19 protein-coding genes and 1 pseudogene are annotated in these 17,627 nt (G+C 66.8%); 12 read left to right on the top strand and 8 right to left on the bottom strand.

The window, feature by feature from the left end; all coding sequences use genetic code 11:
- Positions 1–16: 16 nt before the first annotated feature.
- Positions 17–1,480, bottom strand: a complete 1,464-nt coding sequence (locus tag IEX71_RS14365) for a M1 family metallopeptidase (protein ID WP_188837714.1) — start codon at positions 1,478–1,480, stop codon at positions 17–19.
- Between the two features lie 151 nt (positions 1,481–1,631).
- On the opposite strand from IEX71_RS14365, the gene IEX71_RS22730 reads away from it, so the two are divergent.
- Genes IEX71_RS22730 through IEX71_RS14355 form a run of 3 tightly spaced genes read left to right on the top strand, consistent with a single transcriptional unit; the run spans position 1,632 to position 4,578 of the window.
- Positions 1,632–1,856 (top strand): isochorismatase family protein, encoded by a 225-nt coding sequence (locus IEX71_RS22730; RefSeq protein WP_308420982.1) that lies wholly within the window; start codon positions 1,632–1,634, stop codon positions 1,854–1,856.
- Positions 1,795–2,205, top strand: a complete 411-nt coding sequence (locus tag IEX71_RS14360; RefSeq protein WP_308420981.1) for an isochorismatase family protein — start codon at positions 1,795–1,797, stop codon at positions 2,203–2,205. The genes IEX71_RS22730 and IEX71_RS14360 overlap by 62 nt, the downstream gene beginning before the upstream one ends.
- A gap of 9 nt (positions 2,206–2,214) precedes the next feature.
- The gene (locus IEX71_RS14355) at positions 2,215–4,578 is read left to right on the top strand and encodes an ATP-binding cassette domain-containing protein (protein WP_188837713.1); all 2,364 of its coding nucleotides are present in this window, start codon (positions 2,215–2,217) and stop codon (positions 4,576–4,578) included.
- A gap of 48 nt (positions 4,579–4,626) precedes the next feature.
- Here the strand turns inward: IEX71_RS14355 and IEX71_RS14350 are convergent, their stop codons facing one another.
- Genes IEX71_RS14350 through IEX71_RS14340 form a run of 3 tightly spaced genes read right to left on the bottom strand, consistent with a single transcriptional unit; the run spans position 4,627 to position 8,176 of the window.
- Positions 4,627–7,119 carry an ABC transporter permease gene (locus IEX71_RS14350; protein ID WP_188837712.1) on the bottom strand — a complete coding sequence of 831 codons (2,493 nt, stop codon included), beginning with the start codon at positions 7,117–7,119 and terminating at the stop codon, positions 4,627–4,629.
- Positions 7,116–7,913 carry an ABC transporter ATP-binding protein gene (locus IEX71_RS14345; RefSeq protein ID WP_188837711.1) on the bottom strand — a complete coding sequence of 266 codons (798 nt, stop codon included), beginning with the start codon at positions 7,911–7,913 and terminating at the stop codon, positions 7,116–7,118. The genes IEX71_RS14350 and IEX71_RS14345 overlap by 4 nt, the downstream gene beginning before the upstream one ends.
- The gene (locus tag IEX71_RS14340) at positions 7,910–8,176 is read right to left on the bottom strand and encodes a hypothetical protein (RefSeq protein WP_188837710.1); all 267 of its coding nucleotides are present in this window, start codon (positions 8,174–8,176) and stop codon (positions 7,910–7,912) included. The genes IEX71_RS14345 and IEX71_RS14340 overlap by 4 nt, the downstream gene beginning before the upstream one ends.
- A gap of 214 nt (positions 8,177–8,390) precedes the next feature.
- Here IEX71_RS14340 and IEX71_RS14335 point away from each other — a divergent pair, with 214 nt between their 5' ends.
- The 6 genes and pseudogenes from IEX71_RS14335 to IEX71_RS14315 all read left to right on the top strand — a co-directional run bounded on the left by IEX71_RS14335 (position 8,391) and on the right by IEX71_RS14315 (position 12,492).
- The gene (locus IEX71_RS14335) at positions 8,391–9,668 is read left to right on the top strand and encodes a sensor histidine kinase (protein WP_229749737.1); all 1,278 of its coding nucleotides are present in this window, start codon (positions 8,391–8,393) and stop codon (positions 9,666–9,668) included.
- A complete protein-coding gene (locus IEX71_RS14330; RefSeq protein WP_188837708.1) occupies positions 9,656–10,309 on the top strand; it encodes a response regulator in 654 nt (217 codons plus the stop codon). Before IEX71_RS14335 ends, IEX71_RS14330 begins: the two co-directional genes overlap by 13 nt.
- Before the next feature lie 76 nt (positions 10,310–10,385).
- A complete protein-coding gene (gene thpR, locus IEX71_RS14325) occupies positions 10,386–10,946 on the top strand; it encodes an RNA 2',3'-cyclic phosphodiesterase (RefSeq protein WP_188837707.1) in 561 nt (186 codons plus the stop codon).
- Positions 10,943–11,143 (top strand): annotated as a pseudogene (locus IEX71_RS22850) (hypothetical protein); the annotation flags it as partial. The gene thpR and the pseudogene IEX71_RS22850, both read left to right, overlap by 4 nt.
- A gap of 70 nt (positions 11,144–11,213) precedes the next feature.
- Positions 11,214–11,567, top strand: coding sequence for a DJ-1/PfpI family protein (locus tag IEX71_RS22685; protein ID WP_308420987.1), 354 nt, complete (start codon positions 11,214–11,216; stop codon positions 11,565–11,567).
- Between the two features lie 58 nt (positions 11,568–11,625).
- Positions 11,626–12,492 (top strand): GNAT family N-acetyltransferase, encoded by an 867-nt coding sequence (locus tag IEX71_RS14315; RefSeq protein WP_188837705.1) that lies wholly within the window; start codon positions 11,626–11,628, stop codon positions 12,490–12,492.
- Positions 12,493–12,567: 75 nt separating this feature from the next.
- Here IEX71_RS14315 and IEX71_RS14310 read toward each other — a convergent pair whose 3' ends face one another.
- Positions 12,568–13,191 (bottom strand): hypothetical protein, encoded by a 624-nt coding sequence (locus tag IEX71_RS14310; RefSeq protein WP_188837704.1) that lies wholly within the window; start codon positions 13,189–13,191, stop codon positions 12,568–12,570.
- Positions 13,188–13,778: an RNA polymerase sigma factor gene (locus IEX71_RS14305; protein ID WP_188837703.1), complete on the bottom strand. Its 591-nt coding sequence runs from the start codon at positions 13,776–13,778 to the stop codon at positions 13,188–13,190. The genes IEX71_RS14310 and IEX71_RS14305 overlap by 4 nt, the downstream gene beginning before the upstream one ends.
- A 110-nt stretch (positions 13,779–13,888) precedes the next feature.
- On the opposite strand from IEX71_RS14305, the gene IEX71_RS14300 reads away from it, so the two are divergent.
- Positions 13,889–14,575: a Type 1 glutamine amidotransferase-like domain-containing protein gene (locus IEX71_RS14300; protein WP_188837702.1), complete on the top strand. Its 687-nt coding sequence runs from the start codon at positions 13,889–13,891 to the stop codon at positions 14,573–14,575.
- Between the two features lie 48 nt (positions 14,576–14,623).
- Here the strand turns inward: IEX71_RS14300 and IEX71_RS14295 are convergent, their stop codons facing one another.
- The gene (locus IEX71_RS14295; RefSeq protein WP_188837701.1) at positions 14,624–15,364 is read right to left on the bottom strand and encodes a peptidylprolyl isomerase; all 741 of its coding nucleotides are present in this window, start codon (positions 15,362–15,364) and stop codon (positions 14,624–14,626) included.
- Between the two features lie 405 nt (positions 15,365–15,769).
- Here IEX71_RS14295 and IEX71_RS14290 point away from each other — a divergent pair, with 405 nt between their 5' ends.
- Positions 15,770–16,138 (top strand): PNPOx family protein, encoded by a 369-nt coding sequence (locus IEX71_RS14290; protein WP_229749736.1) that lies wholly within the window; start codon positions 15,770–15,772, stop codon positions 16,136–16,138.
- Positions 16,139–16,154: 16 nt separating this feature from the next.
- Here the strand turns inward: IEX71_RS14290 and IEX71_RS14285 are convergent, their stop codons facing one another.
- Positions 16,155–16,706: a MarR family winged helix-turn-helix transcriptional regulator gene (locus IEX71_RS14285; RefSeq protein WP_188837699.1), complete on the bottom strand. Its 552-nt coding sequence runs from the start codon at positions 16,704–16,706 to the stop codon at positions 16,155–16,157.
- A gap of 64 nt (positions 16,707–16,770) precedes the next feature.
- Between IEX71_RS14285 and IEX71_RS14280 the strand changes: the two genes are divergently transcribed.
- On the top strand, positions 16,771–17,613 hold the full coding sequence (locus IEX71_RS14280) for an SDR family NAD(P)-dependent oxidoreductase (protein WP_188837698.1): 843 nt from the start codon (positions 16,771–16,773) through the stop codon (positions 17,611–17,613).
- Positions 17,614–17,627: the final 14 nt, after the last annotated feature.

The following is a 17,627-nucleotide window of genomic DNA, read 5'->3' as shown; positions in this document are numbered from 1 at the left end:
GGGAGGGAGGGTCCGATCAGCGGTCGTGCACTGACTTCGCGAGCAGTTTCGGCACGGTCGCCTTGGCAGCACTCGGCTTCTGGAACGGTCCGAACCAGATGTACTTGTCCGCTGGACGTGTCGTGCCGTAGACCCACGCCTGGAAGAAGGCGTGGACGTCGCGCTTGGCGTGCTTCTGCACGTACTTCTCGAACTCCTGCATCGAGGTGTTGCCGCCACGGTGCAACTGCGTGTAAGTGCGCAGCACCTCGAAGAAGGGCTTGTCACCGATGTAGCGACGCAGCGCCTGCAGGAAGAGCGGGCCACGGGTGTAGGAGTTGCTGAACTCGTTGCCGGCGCCCATGTCCCACAGCGGGTTGGCCCAGAAGCGGTCGCTGTCGGCGAAATCGGCCATTTCCGAGCTGTATTCGTTGTCGAGGTCGATGTTGTTCTTGTCCTGCTCCCAGAGCCATTCGCCGTATGACGCGAAGCATTCGTTCATGCACACGTCGCGCCAGGTCGTCACCGACATGCTGTCGCCCCACCACTGGTGACCGTTCTCGTGCACGATCGTCGGCAGGTCGGCCCAGGCGGCATACGTAGGCCGGTCCTGGGTCTCCAGGGAGAAGCCGATCTGGTCGGCGACAAAGATGCCGCCGCCCGAGGACTGCGGGTAGGGACCGAAGTAGTGCTCGAGCAACTCGATGACCTCGGGCAGTCGCTTCTCGTCCTGCATCTTGTCCTCGGCGCCGGGCGCGAAAGCCGAGACCAGCGGTATGCCGTCCGTGGTCTCCTGCTTCAGGTAGGTGAACTTGTCGATCGCGACGGTGGTCAGATAGCCGATGATCGGGTCCTTCTCGGTCCACACGTAGGTGGTCTTGTCCCCGTCGGTCGACTTGCCGCTCTGCTCGCCGTTGCTGATCACGCTGTAGTCGTTGGGCACCGTCGCCTTGAGCGTGAACGTCGCCTTGTCGCGGGTGGTGTCGTTGACGGGATACCAGCTGGCCGCCGAGTGCGGTTCGTTGGCGGCGAAGGCCCCACCGCTGGTGGAGTAGTTCCAGCCCGAGTAGTCGTCGAGCCCCGAGGACGACTTGGGCTGACCGTGGTATTTGACGCGGATCTTCATCGCGGACTTGTTGGCGATCAGGGACGAGGGCGTGATGACCAACTCGTGCTGGTCCGACCGCTTCCAGGTAGCCGGCGCTCCGTTGACGGTGATCGAATCGATCTGGAAACCATAGAAATCCAGGTCGAACTGCTCAAGCTTCTGGGTTGATGTCGCGGTGACCGTCGTGTCTCCGATGAGCATCTTGGTGGACGGCGTGTAGTCGATGCCGACGTCGTAGTGGCTGACGTCGTAGCCGCCGTTGCCGTCCAGCGGGTAGTAGGGGTCGCCCGCGCCGGGCGCGCCGACTGCGTTCCCGGCCGCCGACGCGGTGCCGCCGGCCATCAACAGTGCGGTTGCTGCAGCGATGCTGCCGACGATGGGTCGTGCTCGCATGATTCCTCCTGACAGGTGACCGGCCCTGATCCGGTCGAGGTGGATGTCTTTGCACGCTAGCGATCCCGTGTGACGGATGGTGTTTTCGAGACCACTGGCTGTCACACCCCGCGGCTACTGTTGCCGGCGACGCCGATGAAGGGGATCCACCATGACCACTCTGAACGACCGACCGGAGACAGCTCTGCTGGTGATCGACGTGCAGCAGGGCGTCGTCGAGAACGCGCATGAGCGCGACAAGGTGGTGTCGAACGTGCGGACGCTCGTCGATGATGCGCGTCGTGCACACGTGCCCGTGGTGTGGGTGCAACACCATGACGAACATCTCCGACAAGGTTCTCCCGAGTGGCAATTGGCCGCGGAGCTCACGCGCTGACGTCGAGCCGTTGGTCGAGAAGACGGACGGCGACTCCTTCGAGGGCACCGACCTCGAGGAGGTGCTGTCAGCCGCCCGGGTCGGACACCTCGTGGTCTCGGGTGCACAGACGGACATGTGCATCCGGTCGACCATCCACGGCGCGTTCGCCCGCGGCTACGACGTGACCCTCGTCGCTGACGCCCACACGACGGAGGACCTGTCGTCATACGGCGCTCCGACCCCGGATCTGGTGATCGCTCACACGAACCTCTACTGGCAGGAGCAAGCCGCGCCCGGCCGTCGGGCACGCACCGTGCGCACCGCGGAGTTCACCTTCGACGCAGCGGACGCCGACCAGCTGAAGTAGGTTCGGCGCATGACTGCGAGCACATCGTCCGCTGCCGATGCCCACGACGTCATCCGCGTCGTCGGAGCCCGTGAGAACAACCTGCGTGACATCAGCGTCGAGCTGCCGAAGCGGCGGCTGACCGCGTTCACCGGAGTGTCCGGTTCCGGCAAGAGTTCATTGGTCTTCGACACGATCGCGGCGGAGTCCCAACGCCAGATCAACGAGACCTACAGCGCGTTCGTGCAGGGCTTCATGCCCAACCTGGCCCGCCCCGACGTCGACGTGCTCGGTGGGCTGACCACCGCGATCATCGTGGATCAGGAACGGCTCGGCGCCGATCCGCGATCGACCGTCGGAACGGCGACCGACGCACTGGCGATGCTGCGGATCCTGTTCAGCCGCCTCGGGAAGCCACACATCGGCCCCGCCCGCGCGTTCTCCTTCAATGTCGCTTCGGTCAGTGGCGCGGGTGCGGTGACGATCGAGAAGGACGGCCGCACGGTCAAGGAGCGTCGCAGCTTCAGCATCGTCGGCGGCATGTGTCCGCGCTGCGAGGGGCGGGGGAGTGTCACGGACTTCGACCTCACCGCGCTGTATGACGACAGCAAGTCGCTGCGCGATGGTGCGCTGACCATTCCGGGCTACAGCATGGACGGTTGGTACGGCCGGATCTTCCTGGGGTGCGGGTTCTTCGACCCGGACAAGCCGATCGCGAAGTTCACCAAGCGCGAGCGTGAGGCGCTGCTGCACAAGGAGCCGACCAAGATCAAGGTCGACGGCATCAATGTCACCTACGAGGGCCTGATCCCACGCATCAGCAAGTCGTTCCTGGCCAAGGACCGCGAGGCGATGCAACCGCACATCCGCGCGTTCGTCGACCGGGCGGTCACGTTCGCAGCTTGTCCGGACTGTGACGGCACCCGGCTCAATGACGCCGCGAGGTCGTCGAAGATCGACGGCGTCAGCATCGCGGACGCAGCGGCGATGCAGATCAGCGACCTGGCCGAGTGGATGCACGGCGTCCAGGACTCGTCGGTGCAGCCGTTGCTGCAGGGGCTGCGTGACACTCTCGACTCGTTCGTGCGGATCGGGCTCGGTTATCTCAGCCTGGACCGCCCGTCCGGCTCACTGTCCGGCGGAGAAGCACAGCGCACCAAGATGATTCGGCATCTCGGATCGTCACTGACCGACGTGACCTATGTGTTCGACGAGCCGTCCATCGGGCTTCATCCGCATGACATCGAGCGGATGAACGACCTGTTGTTGCAGCTGCGCGACAAGGGCAACACCGTGCTGGTGGTCGAGCACAAGCCCGAGATGATCGCGATCGCCGACCACGTCGTCGATCTCGGCCCGGGCGCCGGCGTCGACGGTGGCGACATCGTCTTCGAGGGGACGGTCGAGCAGCTGCGCTCGGCCGACACCCGCACCGGTCGCCACCTGCACGACAAGGTCGCCCTGAAGGAAACCCTGCGTGCCGCGGACGGTGTCCTCGAGGTTCGGGGCGCGAGCCTGCACAATCTGCAGGATGTCGACGTCGACATACCGCTCGGGGTGCTCTGCGTCGTGACCGGAGTCGCCGGCTCGGGCAAGAGCTCGCTGATCCACGGTTCCGTCGCCGGTCGCGACGGTGTGGTGACCGTCGACCAGAGCGCGATCCGCGGCTCGCGGCGCAGCAACCCCGCCACCTACACCGGTCTGCTCGACCCGATCCGCAAGGCCTTCGCCAAGGCCAATGGCGTCAAACCCGGTCTGTTCAGTGCGAATTCGGAGGGTGCCTGCCCCAATTGCAACGGTGCAGGAGTCGTCTACACAGATCTGGCGATGATGGCCGGCGTAGCGACGACCTGTGACGTGTGCGAGGGCAGGCGGTTCCAGCCGGAGGTGCTCGATCACCATTTCGGGGGCAAGGACATCAGCGAAGTGCTCGGCATGCAGGTCTCGGAGGCCGAGGAGTTCTTCGGCGCGGGGGAGGGACGGCTGCCCGCTGCGCACAAGATCCTGCGCCGGCTCGTCGACGTCGGCCTGGGATACGTCACCGTCGGACAGCCGCTGACCACGTTGTCCGGTGGTGAACGGCAGCGTCTGAAGCTGGCCGCGCAGATGAATGAGAAGGCCGACACGTATGTTCTCGACGAGCCGACCGTCGGGCTGCACTTGGCCGATGTCGAGCAGTTGCTGGGTCTGCTCGACCAGCTGATCGAGGCCGGCAGGTCGGTCATCGTCATCGAGCACCACCAAGCTGTCATGGCACACGCCGACTGGATCATCGACCTTGGACCTGGAGCCGGGCACGACGGCGGCACAGTGGTTTTCGAGGGCACGCCGGCGGACCTGGTCGCCGCTCGCACGACGCTCACCGGCAAGCATCTGGCTGCCTACCTCGGTTAGCGGTGCTCGCGGCGGGGTCCGCCGGCGTGCCCTGTGTGGCGATCTCGATCAGACGATCCCACCGCGCAGCGTGTGACGTGCCGTGATCATCGTTGCCCCGTATGCCGTGCCGGCCACCACCAGGCAGACCAGCGCCACCGGCCAGGCGGGTCCCTGGGGCCACGGCTCACCGACCAGACCGATGCTGATGAACGTCATCGGGATCAGCGAGATCACCAACCCTCCGACGATCGCGCCAACAACGACGAAGGCCGTTTCGGCCCGCACCATCCGACGCACCTGTGCCGGCGCGGCGCCGATGGCACGCAGGGTCGACCATTCCTTGCGGCGTCGGGCGGTCGTGGCCACCATGCGGTTGGCGACGCCGAGTAACACGTAACCGAGCAGAATGAGTGTCAGGATGAGGCTCACGCCCTGGCCGGGTTCTTCGGTGCTGACCATCTCCGACGGCAACGGACGGTCCTGGACTTCGACGCCGGGCTGACCCCGGACTGCCGTGCGCAGGTGCTGTGCCAGGACGGCGGGGTCGGTGTGGGAAGCCACGAGAACGGCGTCATACGAACGGTATCCGTGGGCAGCCAGCACGTCCGTGGACAACACGACCTTGCCGAACCCGAAACTGCGGTCGTATGTCGCAACCAGCATTGGGTGGACCACGGCGCCGTTCGCCAGGGTCACGGCGAACCGATGGCCGACGTGCAGCCCCTTGGACGATGCGGTGAACGCGTCGAGAGCGGCGCTGTTACCGGCCAGATCGTCCAGATCTCCTCCTGTGACATGCAGGTCCAACACCTTCGGCGCCTCATGGCCCAGTGCTGTGGCGGGGAAGGCCTCGGCCTGTCGCTCCCCGTCGCTCTTCGATGTCAGCACGACGGTGGTCCCGCTCATCGGGACTGCGGCCGTCACCCCGGCCGTGCGCCGGACCGCGTCCACGCCGTGCTGGTTCACGCCACCGACGCTGTCCGCGGTCACCACGGCAGACGCCTGCGCCGCCGCCACCCGGTCGTGGGAAGCGGCAGCCGCGATCGTGCTGCCGGTGAAGAGCTGCGTCATCGTCAGGGCGATGGCCAGTGCGAGCACCGAGAGCGCGCCACCGGTCCGCAGCGCGTAGGCGCCGCTGTTGTTCGCTGCCAACCACCGGCCGACGGGACCACGACGGGACGCGATCCGTGCCGACATTCGGTGACCCAGGCTTCGGACGATGGCCGGGGCCGTCATGGACAGACCGATCATCGCAACGAGCACTCCGGACGCCGCACTGATCAGCGCGAGATCACTACGAACGAAAAGCGGTACGAGTGAGGCGGCGACCGGTAGCACCAGCAAGGCAATACCGATGCGGGTCCGCACGACGCCACCGGTTGCCGGCTCGGTGTCGGTGTCGGCGACGGCCTGTGTCGCGGGTGCCCTGGAGATGCGCCACGACGACGTGCGGGCGGCGACGCTGACCACGCCGAGGAGCAACAACGCCGTGACCACTCCTGGCGCGGGACTCCAGACGACCGACAGCTCGGACGACACGACGCCGTTGTCCACCAACAGGTTCAGTAGCGGTCGGGCCAACAGGTAGCCGGCGATCACACCGACCGGGGTCACCACCAGAGCGACACGACCGGACTGCCGGGCGACCATTCCGCGGACCTGCCGTGGTGTCGCGCCGACCGCTCGCAACAGGGCGAGCTCCCGTGCGCGATTGGTCACCGAGATTGTCACGGCGCCGGCGACCAGGAAGCCGACGAGCATGATGATGACACCACCGGCGGAACCGGCGAACGTGACGAGGTCGCCCTTGCCCGAGGCGGTTGCCGGGTTCTCGATGTCGCCGAGCTGGTCGCCGATGGACACCACGAGGCCGGTGTCGGCCAGGGCGGTGCGTACATGTCGCGCCACGTCCGAAACGTTCGCGCCGTCCGTCACGCGGACAGCGACGAGGTCGACGGAGCCGGCGCGCTGTGCGAAGGCGTCCGCGGTCGCCGGATCGACATACGTCCCGCTCGCGGATCCGGCTACGACGGCGGTCACCGTCACCGACCGCGTGCTGCCACCGAGCACCGCTCTGACATGGCTGCCCACAGTGGCGCCAGCAGTCTCGGCCTCGTCGACGGACAGCGCCACCTCGCTGCTCCCGTGCGGTGCGTGTCCACGGATCCTGCTGTCCTGCAGGAGGATCGGGTTCCACGTATGGCCATTGTGCTTGACGTCAGGGACCGGCAACGGATTGCCGCGTGGGTCGAGCAGCGTGGCGGCGAATGACACGTCGGTGGTTGCGGCCGCGACACCGTGAACGGCATTGATGCGCTGGATCGCATCGGCGGCCACCGGTGCCCGGTCGGTCAGCAGCACATCGAGATCCTGGTCGACCGGCACCGACTGTCGTCCGGTGACCACGAGGTCCGCGGACGAGAGCCGGTGCGCGGGCAGGTGCGAGCGGATGCCGGTCTCGGCCATCACCAGACAGGCAGTGACGAGAACCGCGCCGATGAACACCGCGCAGGCGACCGCCACGACTTCGCCGAGGCGGGGACGCAACGTGGGCTTCATCGGTGGTACCCACCGAGCACTGCAGCGAGCGTGGCGGCATCGGGACGCTGCAGCACCTGGTCGATGCGGCCGTCGAGCATGACCACGGTGTCATCGGCGTATGACGCCGCGAGCGGGTCGTGCGTGACCATGACGACCGTCTGACCGAACTCCGTCACGAGGTCGCGCAGCAGGTCGAGGACCGCCGTCGCCGTGCTGAGGTCGAGTGCCCCGGTGGGCTCGTCCGCGAAGATCACGTCCGGGCGGCTGGCGAGCGCTCGGGCGATCGCCGCGCGCTGCTGCTGTCCGCCGGACAGTTCCGAAGGCATGCGGTGCAAGTAGCCCGCCAGACCCACGCGCTCGACCACCGTGCGGAGCCAGTCCGGGTCGGGCAGCTCACCGGCGAGGCGGAGCGGCAGCGTGATGTTGTCCTGGATCGAGAGCGACGGGATGAGGTTGTAGGACTGAAAGATGAAGCCGACGTGCTGACGTCGTACGACCGTCCGCTGGGTCTCGTTGAGCCGGGACACCGCAGTGCCACCGATCGTGACTGTTCCGGAGGTCGGCACGTCGAGGCCGGCGGCGCAGTGCAGCAGGGTGCTCTTACCGGATCCGGAGCGGCCCATCACGGCGAGAAAACCGCCACGAGGGACACGGAGCGAGACCGATTGGAGCGCTGCCACGGCGCTGTCGCCCGCGCCATACGTCTTCGTCACGTCGACGAGTTGCACCGCCGCATCAGGGTCGGCCGGTGTCGTGCCCGTGCCACGGCGAAGTCGGCCGTGCGAGATCAGTTGGGAGACCGAGGCACTCATCGGTTCCTCCGCTGCAGGTAGCGCACGAAGAGTGCGATCAGGCTGACGGCGGCGAGGCCGCCGAAGATGCCGCCGATGACGTCCTGGCCGGCGACCGACAAAGCCGTGTTCAGGCCGGCGAAGACAGCCGTGAGGACCCACAGCAGGGTGCTGGTGACGCCGCCGGCGCCGCCGCGCAGACCGGTGTCGGCCGGACCGGGGTCCGGCCACGGCGCGTAGCCGCCTTCGTCCGGTCGGTGGTCGATACGGTACGGATCACTCATGATTCGGCTCCATCGGACTGCTGTGAGTTGGTCTGGTTCGGATGCTCTCCACGCTAGGAACACCGGCCGCTCGGGACGATCCGGCGAGCTACCGGACGCAGGTACAGCAGGCTGTACTTATCGAGGTCATCCGCCCGGCCGACGTGCGCGGACGCATGCAGCCGCATACGGTCGGGGTAATCACGGACGAGCCGCACGGTCGAGGAGGTCATCGGTGTCGAATCCATCGGTGTCCACCGAGCACACGAGCGTGCTGGCCGAGGGATGGAGTGTCGTCCGGCGAGCGGCGATCGCGTTGAAGTGGTTGGTCGCCGGGTTCGGGATCGCGCTGTTGGCGATCGGGGTCATCGCCCTCGCGGTTGTGACCGCACTGCTCTGTGTGGTGGGGGTCGGACTGCTGTTGCTGCGGGCGATGCTCGATCTCGTGCGCCGTGTCGCCGAGTTGGAGCGGCGCCGGTTGCGCGCCATCGGCCACCCGGTCCGGATGCCGTATGCCGAGCCGCCACGCGGCGCGCGCGCTGCGTGGCAGGCGATCGCACACGACCCGACGACTCGTCGGGACCTGAGCTGGTTGGCGACATACGCCGTTGTCGGGTTCGTGGTGGGCGCCGTCGCCATACAGATCGTGGCGAATGGCGTGCAGGCGCTGACCCTGCCGGCATGGTGGCACTTGGTGCCTCGCGGGGAGGCAACTCTGGTCAACGGTTTCGTGGCGGTGACAACGTGGCCGGGTGCCTGGGTCGCCATGGCGATGGGCGTGATCTGGCTGGTCCTCGCGGTTGCGCTCAGCCCGGTCCTGTTGCGCGCCCAGACCGTCACCGGGCGACGCTGGCTCCCGCCCGATCCAGCGATCGACTGGTCGACCAGGGTCGCCGAGCTCACGGCAACGCGAGCCGCAGCCCTGGATGCGCACGCGCTCGAACTGCGCCGCATCGAACGGGCGCTGCACGACGGTGCGCAGAACAAGCTGGTGACGGTCGCGGTGCTCGCCGGCGCCGCCCAGCGATCGCTCGAGAACGATCCACAACGCACGGCCGAGATCCTCGAACGTGTCCAGACCGGTGCGGAATCCGCGCTGGCCGAGCTGCGGTCCGTCGTGCGCAGCATCCTGCCGCCGGTGCTGGAGAAGAGTGGCCTGGACGGCGCGCTGTCCGCGCTGGCTGCACAATCACCGGTGCCGGCCACGGTTCGCGTCACGGCCGGGCGCGTGCCGGTGTCGGTGGAAGCGACCGCCTATTTCGCCGTTGCGGAAGGACTGACGAACGTGGCGCGGCACAGCGGCGCGACACACGCGTCGGTCGAGGTGACGATGCGTGGCGACGTGCTGCAGGTGCGGGTCGAGGACGACGGTCACGGTGGTGCCCGGGTCCGTGACGGGTCGGGGCTCGCCGGCATCACTCGGCGTGCGGAGGCGCACGACGGCACAGTGACCGTGTCGAGTCCCGTTGGGGGGCCGACAATTCTGGAGGTGAGGTTGCCGTGCGGGTCGTGATAGCTGAGGACGATGCCCTGCTGCGTGAGGGGCTGGTGCTGCTCCTACAGGGCGAGGGGCTCGACGTCGTCGCGGCCGTTGGTGGGCCGGAGGAGTTGCTGCTGGCCGTCGAGGAGCATCGACCGGACATCGCTGTCGTGGACGTCCGGATGCCACCGACCCACACGGACGAGGGCATCCGTGCAGCGGTGGCGGCACGCCGCGCGCATCCCGAGTTGGCGGTGCTCGTGCTCTCGGCGTATGTCGAACAGAGCTTCGCGACCGAACTGCTCGCAGACGGAGCGGGTAGGGTCGGTTACCTGCTCAAGGAGCGTGTGGGCAGGGTGGCGACGTTCCTCGAAGCACTGCAGCGGGTTGCCGCTGGCGGCACAGCGATCGATCCGGAGGTCGTCGCCCAGTTGTTCTCCCGGCAGCGGGCCAACGACCGCATCGCGCTGCTGAGTCCGCGTGAACGGGAGGTGCTTTCGGTGATGGCCGAGGGCCTCGGCAACGCAGCCATCGCCAAGCGCCTCTTCATCACCGACAACGCCGTGCACAAGCACATCCGGAACGTCTTCGCGAAGCTCGCGCTCGAGCCCGGTGATGACTCCGACCGCCGGGTCGCGGCAGTGTTGCGTTTCCTCGAAGCGGCCGATCGCTGATCCCGTGGACCGGGCATGCTGGTCGAGTGCCGCAATGACCCCGACGACGAAGGCGACGAAGGCTAATCTGTGGCCGATGTCCACCACGCGAATGTTCGTCGCCATCCGACCGCCAGAGGCGATCCGCGAAGAGCTTGCCGATTTCCTCGCTCCCCGTGAAGGAATGACCTGGATCGATCCGCAGCAGTGGCATCTCACGCTGGCGTTCCTGGCGGCGGTCCCGGAGCACCGCGCAGCCGAGCTCGCTGCCGCATTGGGGCGGACTGCGTTGCGGCACAACGCGTTCCAGTTGCGGCTGTCAGGGGCGGGCGCGTTTCCCGACCCACTGGCGGCGAAGGTGTTGTGGCTGCGTCCGAACGTCGAGCTGACACCGCTGGCGACCGGAGTGCGCCACGCCGCCAACTCCGTCGGCGCAACTCCCGACGGGCAGCGCTTCGTCGGACATCTGAGCGTCGCCTGGCCCCGACGTCCGATCGACGCGCGCCGCTGGCTGCAGGTGCTGGATACCTTCAGCAGTGATTCCTGGCGTGTCACCGAGGTGGAGCTCGTAGCGTCATACCTGGGGGAGGGGCCACACCGACGGCCGCGACACGAGGTCGTCGCCGCATTGCCACTGACACAGGAGCAGACGGAATGACACGGATGAGGGTCCAGATCGTCGTCTTCGACGGTTTCGACGAGATCGACGTGTTCGGAACATTCGAGCCGCTTGCCGTAGCCGGCGTCGCAGTGGAGCTTGCCCGCGCCGGCGGGCCGGGCACGGTGACCTCGGCGCGCAACGTTCGCGTGGAGGTCGAGGCGACGCTCGGCGAAGGTCCGGACCTCGACGGAGTCGTGGTCCCCGGGCGGCGGCTGGCTCAACCGTGCACCGGAGGGGGCCTGGGCGCAGGTCCAACGCGGAGACCTGCTCACCCGGCTGGTCGAGATCCGCGAGCAGGTCCCCTGGATCGCTTCGGTCTGCGCGGGCGGGATGGTGCTGGCACACGCCGGTTTGCTCGAGGGTCGGCGCGCCACCACGAACCGCAACTGTTTCCACGAATTCCGGTCTCTGGTAGGGACCCTCATCGACGCCCGCGTTGTCGACGATGGTGACCTGATCACCGCTGGTGCGTTGACGTCGGGCCTCGACCTCGGGCTACACATCGTGCAGCGGTTCCTCGGCCGCGACGCGGCCGAACACGCGTCGAAGGGCCTCGAATACCCCGCCGACGAGATGTGGTCGGATCCGACGTACATCGTCGGCGAAGCCCGCGACTGACGACCGCGCCGCACATATTCGGTTGCACCGACCATGCCGGGCGGTGTCTGCTCGCCGTATGCCGATCGAGTTGAGCACACCGGATGTCGCTGGTCTCGTCGCGGTGACCGAAGCCTTGCGGGAGTGGCAGCGGGACGACGTGCCGTTGCAACTCCACCCGGGGGACCTGGGGTGGTTCTTCCGATACGGGCCTGAGCGGACCGCCGCAGCGACGCGCACCTGGACCCGCGACGGGCGCATCGTCGGTGTGGGTATCGCGGACGAGCCGGACCTGATCCGGATGACGGTCGCGCCGGACCTGCTCATGGACGCAGACCTCGCCACGCAGGTCGCTGACGACCTGGCCGACCCGGGACGCGGGATCCTCGGTGAGGGAGAGGTGTATGTCGAAGCACCGAACGGCGCGGTGATCCGCGACGTGTTGTCCGAGCGTGGTTGGACGCTGGACGAGCGGTGGACCCCGTTGTCCCGCAACCTTTCCGAGCCGGTCGAGGATCCGCGGCTGCAGGTCGAGGTCGTCGGTCCAGAGCTGGCCGCGACGCGTGCCGAGCTGCAACGCGCGTCGTTCGAGAAGTCGAGGTTCAGCGCCGACAGCTGGCACGCGATGGCTGGGGGAGTGCCGTACGCCGACGCGCGCTGCCTGCTCGGGTATGACGAGGCGGGCGCCGCGGTCGCGACAGTGACGGTGTGGTCCGCAGGTCCGGGCAAGCCGGGTCTGATCGAGCCGATGGGTGTGCATCGGGACCACCGTGGTCATGGCTACGGGAGGGCGATCTGTCTCGCGGCGGCTGCGAACCTGCGTGGCATGGGTTCGACCTCGGTGCAGGTCTGCACGCCCAGTTCGTTGGTCGGCGCCGTGGCGACATACGTCTCGGCCGGTTTCGAGAAGCTGCCCGAGCGCCGCGACCTCGCCCGCAAGGAGTAGCAGGCGTTCCTGCTCGCACGCATTACCTGATCGCGGTGACGGACGTATTCGGGCAAGGCGCGTGAAACCTGTTGCCTACCGGATCAGGCAGGCATGCTTGCCGTCAGACGCCCAGTAGGACACGGTCATCGTCGTGGCGTCGACTCCGGTGATGGCGAAGAATCGGTTCTGCAGGGGAGAGGCCGCCGGAATGGTGATCCGGTAGCCGTCGTCGGACTGCTGCACGGTGGCAGCGACCTGGCCGGGCGCGATATCGCATTCAGCGCGTTGCTCGTCGGTCAGTCCGTGTGTGCCGAACACGACCGACGGCACGGGTTGTGCGTCCGCCGGCGGCACGGACTGATCACCACGTTGCCGGAGGACCAGCTTGTTGTCGCCGTCGACACCCGGTGTGTAGGAGACAACGGCGTCGAGACCATCGGCGCGCAGCGCGCTCTGCAGGCCCTGCGAGTTGCTCAGTTCATGGACCGTGATGGTCACGTCGCCGGTCGCGGTCTTCGTCACGGCATAAGCCGGCGTGGGATGGACGGCGGTGACGAACACCGTGCCGGTGACGGCCACCGCAGCTGCGGCGGCGGACAGGGCAGGAACCAGTCGGCGCCGGCGCCAACGGCTGTGCGCTCGTTGCTCGACGTGGGTGCGCAACTCGTGCAGCACCGCAGTCTGGAACGGATCGAGATCAGAGTTGGTGGTGGTCATGACGAAGCCTCCAAAGGCAGTGGAACGGGATTCGGGTCGGTGAGCGAGGCACGAAGGCGCTGTCGGCTGCGGTGCAGCTGCACGCGCGCTGTCCCGGGTCGCAGCCCGAGGGTTCGGGCGGCTTCCGCGACCGAGAGACCATCGATCGCGACTAGTTCGAGGAGTGCTCGGTCGTCCTCGCGCAACTCCGCCATGGCGGCATACAGGGCCCGTGACTGGCGTTCGGCGTCGATGCGCTCCTCGAGCCGGGCCTGTGACTCCGGCGTCAGCAGTCGCCGTCCACCGACGCGCCTGACGACGGCGCGCTCCCGGGCGCGCCGCCCGAGCTCACGGGCTACGACGTGCCGGGCGACGCCATACAGCCAGCCGAGTGGTGAACCACGGTTCGGGCGGTAGCTGTTCGCTGTGTCGATGGCGGCCAGGAACACGTCGACGACGAGGTCGGCGGCCAAGTGCGGGTCGTTGACACGACGCGTCACGAAGCGCTCGACCGCTGTCACGTGTTCGCGGTAGAACGCCTCGAAGACATCCGGGTCGCTGCCGATCCGGCGTACCAGGTCTGCGTCGAATTCGTGCGTCTCGCTCATAGCCCCCACTTGCTCGTTCAGCGACGAAGCGTTACGGCGATGCGGTGCCGCTCGACCCTGGCCGGTTCTTCGTCACAGCATTAGTGTCACCTGGTACTCAAGGAGGCACCATGAAACTGCTGCTCACTTCCGGGGGAGTGACGAACGACAGCATCCGGAATGCCCTCGTCGAGATGCTCGGGAAGCCGATCTCCGAATGCTCGGCTCTGTGCATCCCAACGGCGATGTACGGCCACCCGTCGCTCGGGACAGGCGTCAGGGCATGGGAGTTCATCAGCGGTCGGTCCACGAATCCGATGGTCGACCTGGGCTGGAAGTCCATCGGCATGCTCGAACTGACCGCATTGCCGAGTATCGACGCGGAGGGCTGGATCCCGTTCGTTCGTGAGGCTGATGTCCTGCTGGCAGCAGGCGGGGACGTGCTCTACCTGTGTCACTGGATGAGAGAGACCGGCCTTGCCGACCTGTTGCCGTCGCTGACGAACACTGTCTGGGTCGGGCTCAGCGCCGGAAGCATGGTGATGACTCCGGAGGTCGGCGACGACTTCATCCAGTGGCGGCCACCGGGCGGCGACGACAGCACGCTCGGGCTGGTCGACTTCTCGATCTGTCCGCACCTGGCCGTGGACGGTATGCCGGGAAACTCGATGGCCGAGGCCGAGTCCTGGGCAGCGAGCATCGCGGCTCCGGCATACGCCATGGATGACCGGACAGCGATCTCGGTTGTCGACGGCCAGATGCAGATCATCTCGGAAGGCACCTGGAAATGCTTGCGCCAAGGGTCGCAGCTGCGTTGAACACAGAGCGAACCAGCGTGGGGGAGAACCGGATTCGCAGACTCTGGGTCAGGCGCCGCTCTTGGCCCGCTCGATGACGGTCGTCAGCGCGGGAGCGCCGTCCTCCGGCGTGCCCTCCGTGCCGGGATCGATCCCGCCGGCCGCGATCTGGTCGAGGACGTCCAGGCCTGCGGGCGTCACGTGGCCGAACACCGTGTAGTCGGGTCGCAAGCGGGAATCGGCATACACCAGGAAGAACTGGCTGCCGTTGGTGTCCGGGCCGCCGTTCGCCATTGCGAGAGTGCCACGCGTGTAGTTCTTGCGGCTGCCGTCGGGAAAGCCTGGCCAGTTGGGCAGTGCGTTGGCGGAGCCGAGCTCGTCCTTGAACCAATAGCCGGGATCGCCCCAACCAGTGCCCAGTGGGTCGCCACACTGCAACACCGAGAGCGCGGACGGCGGTGTGTGGTAAGCCGTCAGGCGGTGGCACTTCGTGCCGTCGAAGTACTTCTGGTGGGCGAGGTAGATCAGGCTGCGGACTGCACACGGCGCCGCCGCTCGGTCCAGGACCACCGGAATATCGCCGCGGTTCGTCTTCAGCGTGATGGTCGCCTTCCCATGGGTCGTCGGTGCCGCGGGGTCGGGCGGAAGGCCGACGAACGTCGAATACGTCTGGTCGGTCATCGGGGTGAATGCGCAAGCGCCCTTGGTCGGCGCGGTCGGCAACGGCGGCTTGCTGGCGGTTGCGGTCGGCATGACGGCTGCCGCGAGACCGACCGTGCCGAGCGTTGCGAATGTCTTCCACAGGTGCATGTTTGGCTCCTTGAAGGGTGACGGTGCGCTCAGTCTGCCGTTGCCTCGGACGGTATGGCGGGTTGCGGTGCTGCGGACTTTTGCGACTGCCAGACCCGTCTCTCAGGCGGCGAAATTGTGTGATGACCCTCTGAACTGAGCGCAACCGCGACCACCAATCGAGCTGCACGAGCACACTGACGATCAAGTGGCTGAATTGCTGACCGTGTTGTTGCGGTTGTATGGGCGGTCGTCGCAGATCGTGGCTGCCGCCACGTCAGATGTCGAACGGGCATAGTGGCCAGGTTATAGACATCCGATAATCTACATTATGTCAAGTAACGTTGAGAACCTACCGCTCAACCACTGCCCTACGCTGTGCGCATGTCGTCGAGCAAACGACAGCCACCGTTCGTGCCGCGACTGTTGAAGCACACGCTGAACAGGTTGACAATACGTCTGGCGCTGGTCGGAATCGGGCCGTTCTCGTTGATCGAACACGCCGGGCGCAAGTCCGGCCGGACATATCGGACGCCGGTCATCCTGGCTGCCGTATCTGATGGCTTCGTCGCCGAACTCACGTATGGCGACCAGGTCGACTGGTATCGCAACGTGGTGGCCGCTGGCGGCTGCACCGTGCTGCACCACCGCCGGCAATACCGGATCGACAGGATCGAGGAATGCGACCCACAATGCGGCCGTGCCGCATATCCTGTCCCGGCTCGCACGGTTCTGAAGCTCCTGCACCGGACCGAGTTCAGATTGTTGCGCACCGCTGACGCGCCACGCGAGTAGAGCTGCTGTTGGTGTGTCATCGCCGAGCCGACCTGCCACGGGTCATGTCATGCCGTGGCGCCGGTCCGTACTCGGTCTCCAAGCGTGCGAGCAGCGTGCCGAGCAGGCTGCCGAGAGTGTCGATCTCCTTCTCGCTCAGGCAATCCCGCAGAATTGCGCTCTCGGTCGACGTTCGTGTGACCGTTGCTCGGCCCCACGCCGCGTGACCACGTTCGGTGAGCCGGACCGGACGCTGACGCCTGTCCGTGCCGTTGGTGCGCTCCACCAGGCCGGACGACGCCAGCCGGTCGACCCGGACACTGACCGTTCCCGAGGTGAGCCCGAGAACTCGGCCCAACTCCCCCGGAGTCAGTCCGTCATCGCCCGGACCGCGTGCGAGCACCGACAACGCCTCCCAGTCGCCCGCGCTCATCTCGTAGTCCTCGGCCACGTCGGCAAGCACTCGCTCGAACTGCCGGGCAATGCGTCCGATGCGCTGCCGCACGGCCTCGGTGGCCGCGTCGACCTCGCCCGGAATCGCGTCGACCCATTCGTCCACCTCGCGCTCGAAGGAGTCGCCTGACTTCATCCGCTGGGATACCAATCTGCCTCCTCGCTTGCATATACCTTGAGTCTCAAGCTATACCAGAACCATGACTGATGACAAGGTGTGGTTCATCACCGGCAGCAATACCGGTTTCGGCGAAGCCATTGCGCGAGAGGCACTTTCGCGGGGTGACCGGGTCGTCGCTACGGCGCGTCGGCCGGATGCGATCTCCCTCGATGCTCCGGCCGACCGCCTACTCCCCCGCTACCTGGACGTAACCGATATCGGCAGCATTCGTGACGCGATCGCGGCAACCGTCGCCCGTTTCGGCCGCATCGACGTCGTCGTCAACAACGCCGGCCACGGCCTGGTCGGTGCCCTTGAGGAGCTGTCCGAGGACGAGATCGACAAAGTCTTGTCGGTGAATGTGCGGGGCGCCGCGTCCGTCGTCCGAGCCGCGCTCCCCACTCTCCGATCGCAACGTTCCGGCACGATCGTGCAGATGTCGTCCGTGGGTGGTGTCGTGGCCAATCCCGGGCACGCGATCTACGGGACATCCAAGTTCGCGCTGGAAGGTATGTCGGAGGCGCTGGCAGGCGAGGTTGCCCCCCTCGGGATCAGGGTGCTGATCGTCGAGCCCGGACCCTTCAGGACCGAGTTCGCCGGCAGGTCAATGACTTTCGCAGATCCTATTGATGGCTACGCAGGGACGCCCGCGGGGGTAGTACGACGACGGTTCCGCGATCAGGACGGTGTGCAACCCAACGACCCCGTCCGTGCCGCACGGATCATCGTCGACGCCGTGTCCGACGACTCCGCTCCGCTGCGGATACCACTGGGGCCGGAGGCGATAGATCGCATCCGCGCCAAACTGACTCAGCAACTGGAGGACCTCGAGCGCTGGGCTCCGACCGGTCGCGACACGCGCTTCACGAGCGAAATCCGCTGAGTCCACTGACTGGG

Origin of the sequence: Flexivirga endophytica (genome assembly GCF_014640635.1) — a bacterium.
GTDB classification, from domain to species: domain Bacteria; phylum Actinomycetota; class Actinomycetes; order Actinomycetales; family Dermatophilaceae; genus Flexivirga; species Flexivirga endophytica.
The sequence above is the reverse complement of the archived record's forward strand: the minus strand, read 5'-3'. Positions and strand labels throughout refer to the sequence as shown.

Bases quoted from the DNA above. Each gene is read 5' to 3' on its own strand.
- IEX71_RS14365 (WP_188837714.1), bottom strand. From the start codon at position 1,480: ATGCGAGCACGACCCATCGTCGGCAGCATCGCTGCAGCAACCGCACTG.
- IEX71_RS22730 (WP_308420982.1), top strand. From the start codon at position 1,632: ATGACCACTCTGAACGACCGACCGGAGACAGCTCTGCTGGTGATCGAC.
- IEX71_RS14360 (WP_308420981.1), top strand. From the start codon at position 1,795: ATGACGAACATCTCCGACAAGGTTCTCCCGAGTGGCAATTGGCCGCGG.
- IEX71_RS14355 (WP_188837713.1), top strand. From the start codon at position 2,215: ATGACTGCGAGCACATCGTCCGCTGCCGATGCCCACGACGTCATCCGC.
- IEX71_RS14350 (WP_188837712.1), bottom strand. From the start codon at position 7,119: ATGAAGCCCACGTTGCGTCCCCGCCTCGGCGAAGTCGTGGCGGTCGCC.
- IEX71_RS14345 (WP_188837711.1), bottom strand. From the start codon at position 7,913: ATGAGTGCCTCGGTCTCCCAACTGATCTCGCACGGCCGACTTCGCCGT.
- IEX71_RS14340 (WP_188837710.1), bottom strand. From the start codon at position 8,176: ATGAGTGATCCGTACCGTATCGACCACCGACCGGACGAAGGCGGCTAC.
- thpR (WP_188837707.1), top strand. From the start codon at position 10,386: ATGTCCACCACGCGAATGTTCGTCGCCATCCGACCGCCAGAGGCGATC.
- IEX71_RS14315 (WP_188837705.1), top strand. From the start codon at position 11,626: ATGCCGATCGAGTTGAGCACACCGGATGTCGCTGGTCTCGTCGCGGTG.
- IEX71_RS14310 (WP_188837704.1), bottom strand. From the start codon at position 13,191: ATGACCACCACCAACTCTGATCTCGATCCGTTCCAGACTGCGGTGCTG.
- IEX71_RS14305 (WP_188837703.1), bottom strand. From the start codon at position 13,778: ATGAGCGAGACGCACGAATTCGACGCAGACCTGGTACGCCGGATCGGC.
- IEX71_RS14300 (WP_188837702.1), top strand. From the start codon at position 13,889: ATGAAACTGCTGCTCACTTCCGGGGGAGTGACGAACGACAGCATCCGG.
- IEX71_RS14295 (WP_188837701.1), bottom strand. From the start codon at position 15,364: ATGCACCTGTGGAAGACATTCGCAACGCTCGGCACGGTCGGTCTCGCG.
- IEX71_RS14285 (WP_188837699.1), bottom strand. From the start codon at position 16,706: ATGAAGTCAGGCGACTCCTTCGAGCGCGAGGTGGACGAATGGGTCGAC.
- IEX71_RS14280 (WP_188837698.1), top strand. From the start codon at position 16,771: ATGACTGATGACAAGGTGTGGTTCATCACCGGCAGCAATACCGGTTTC.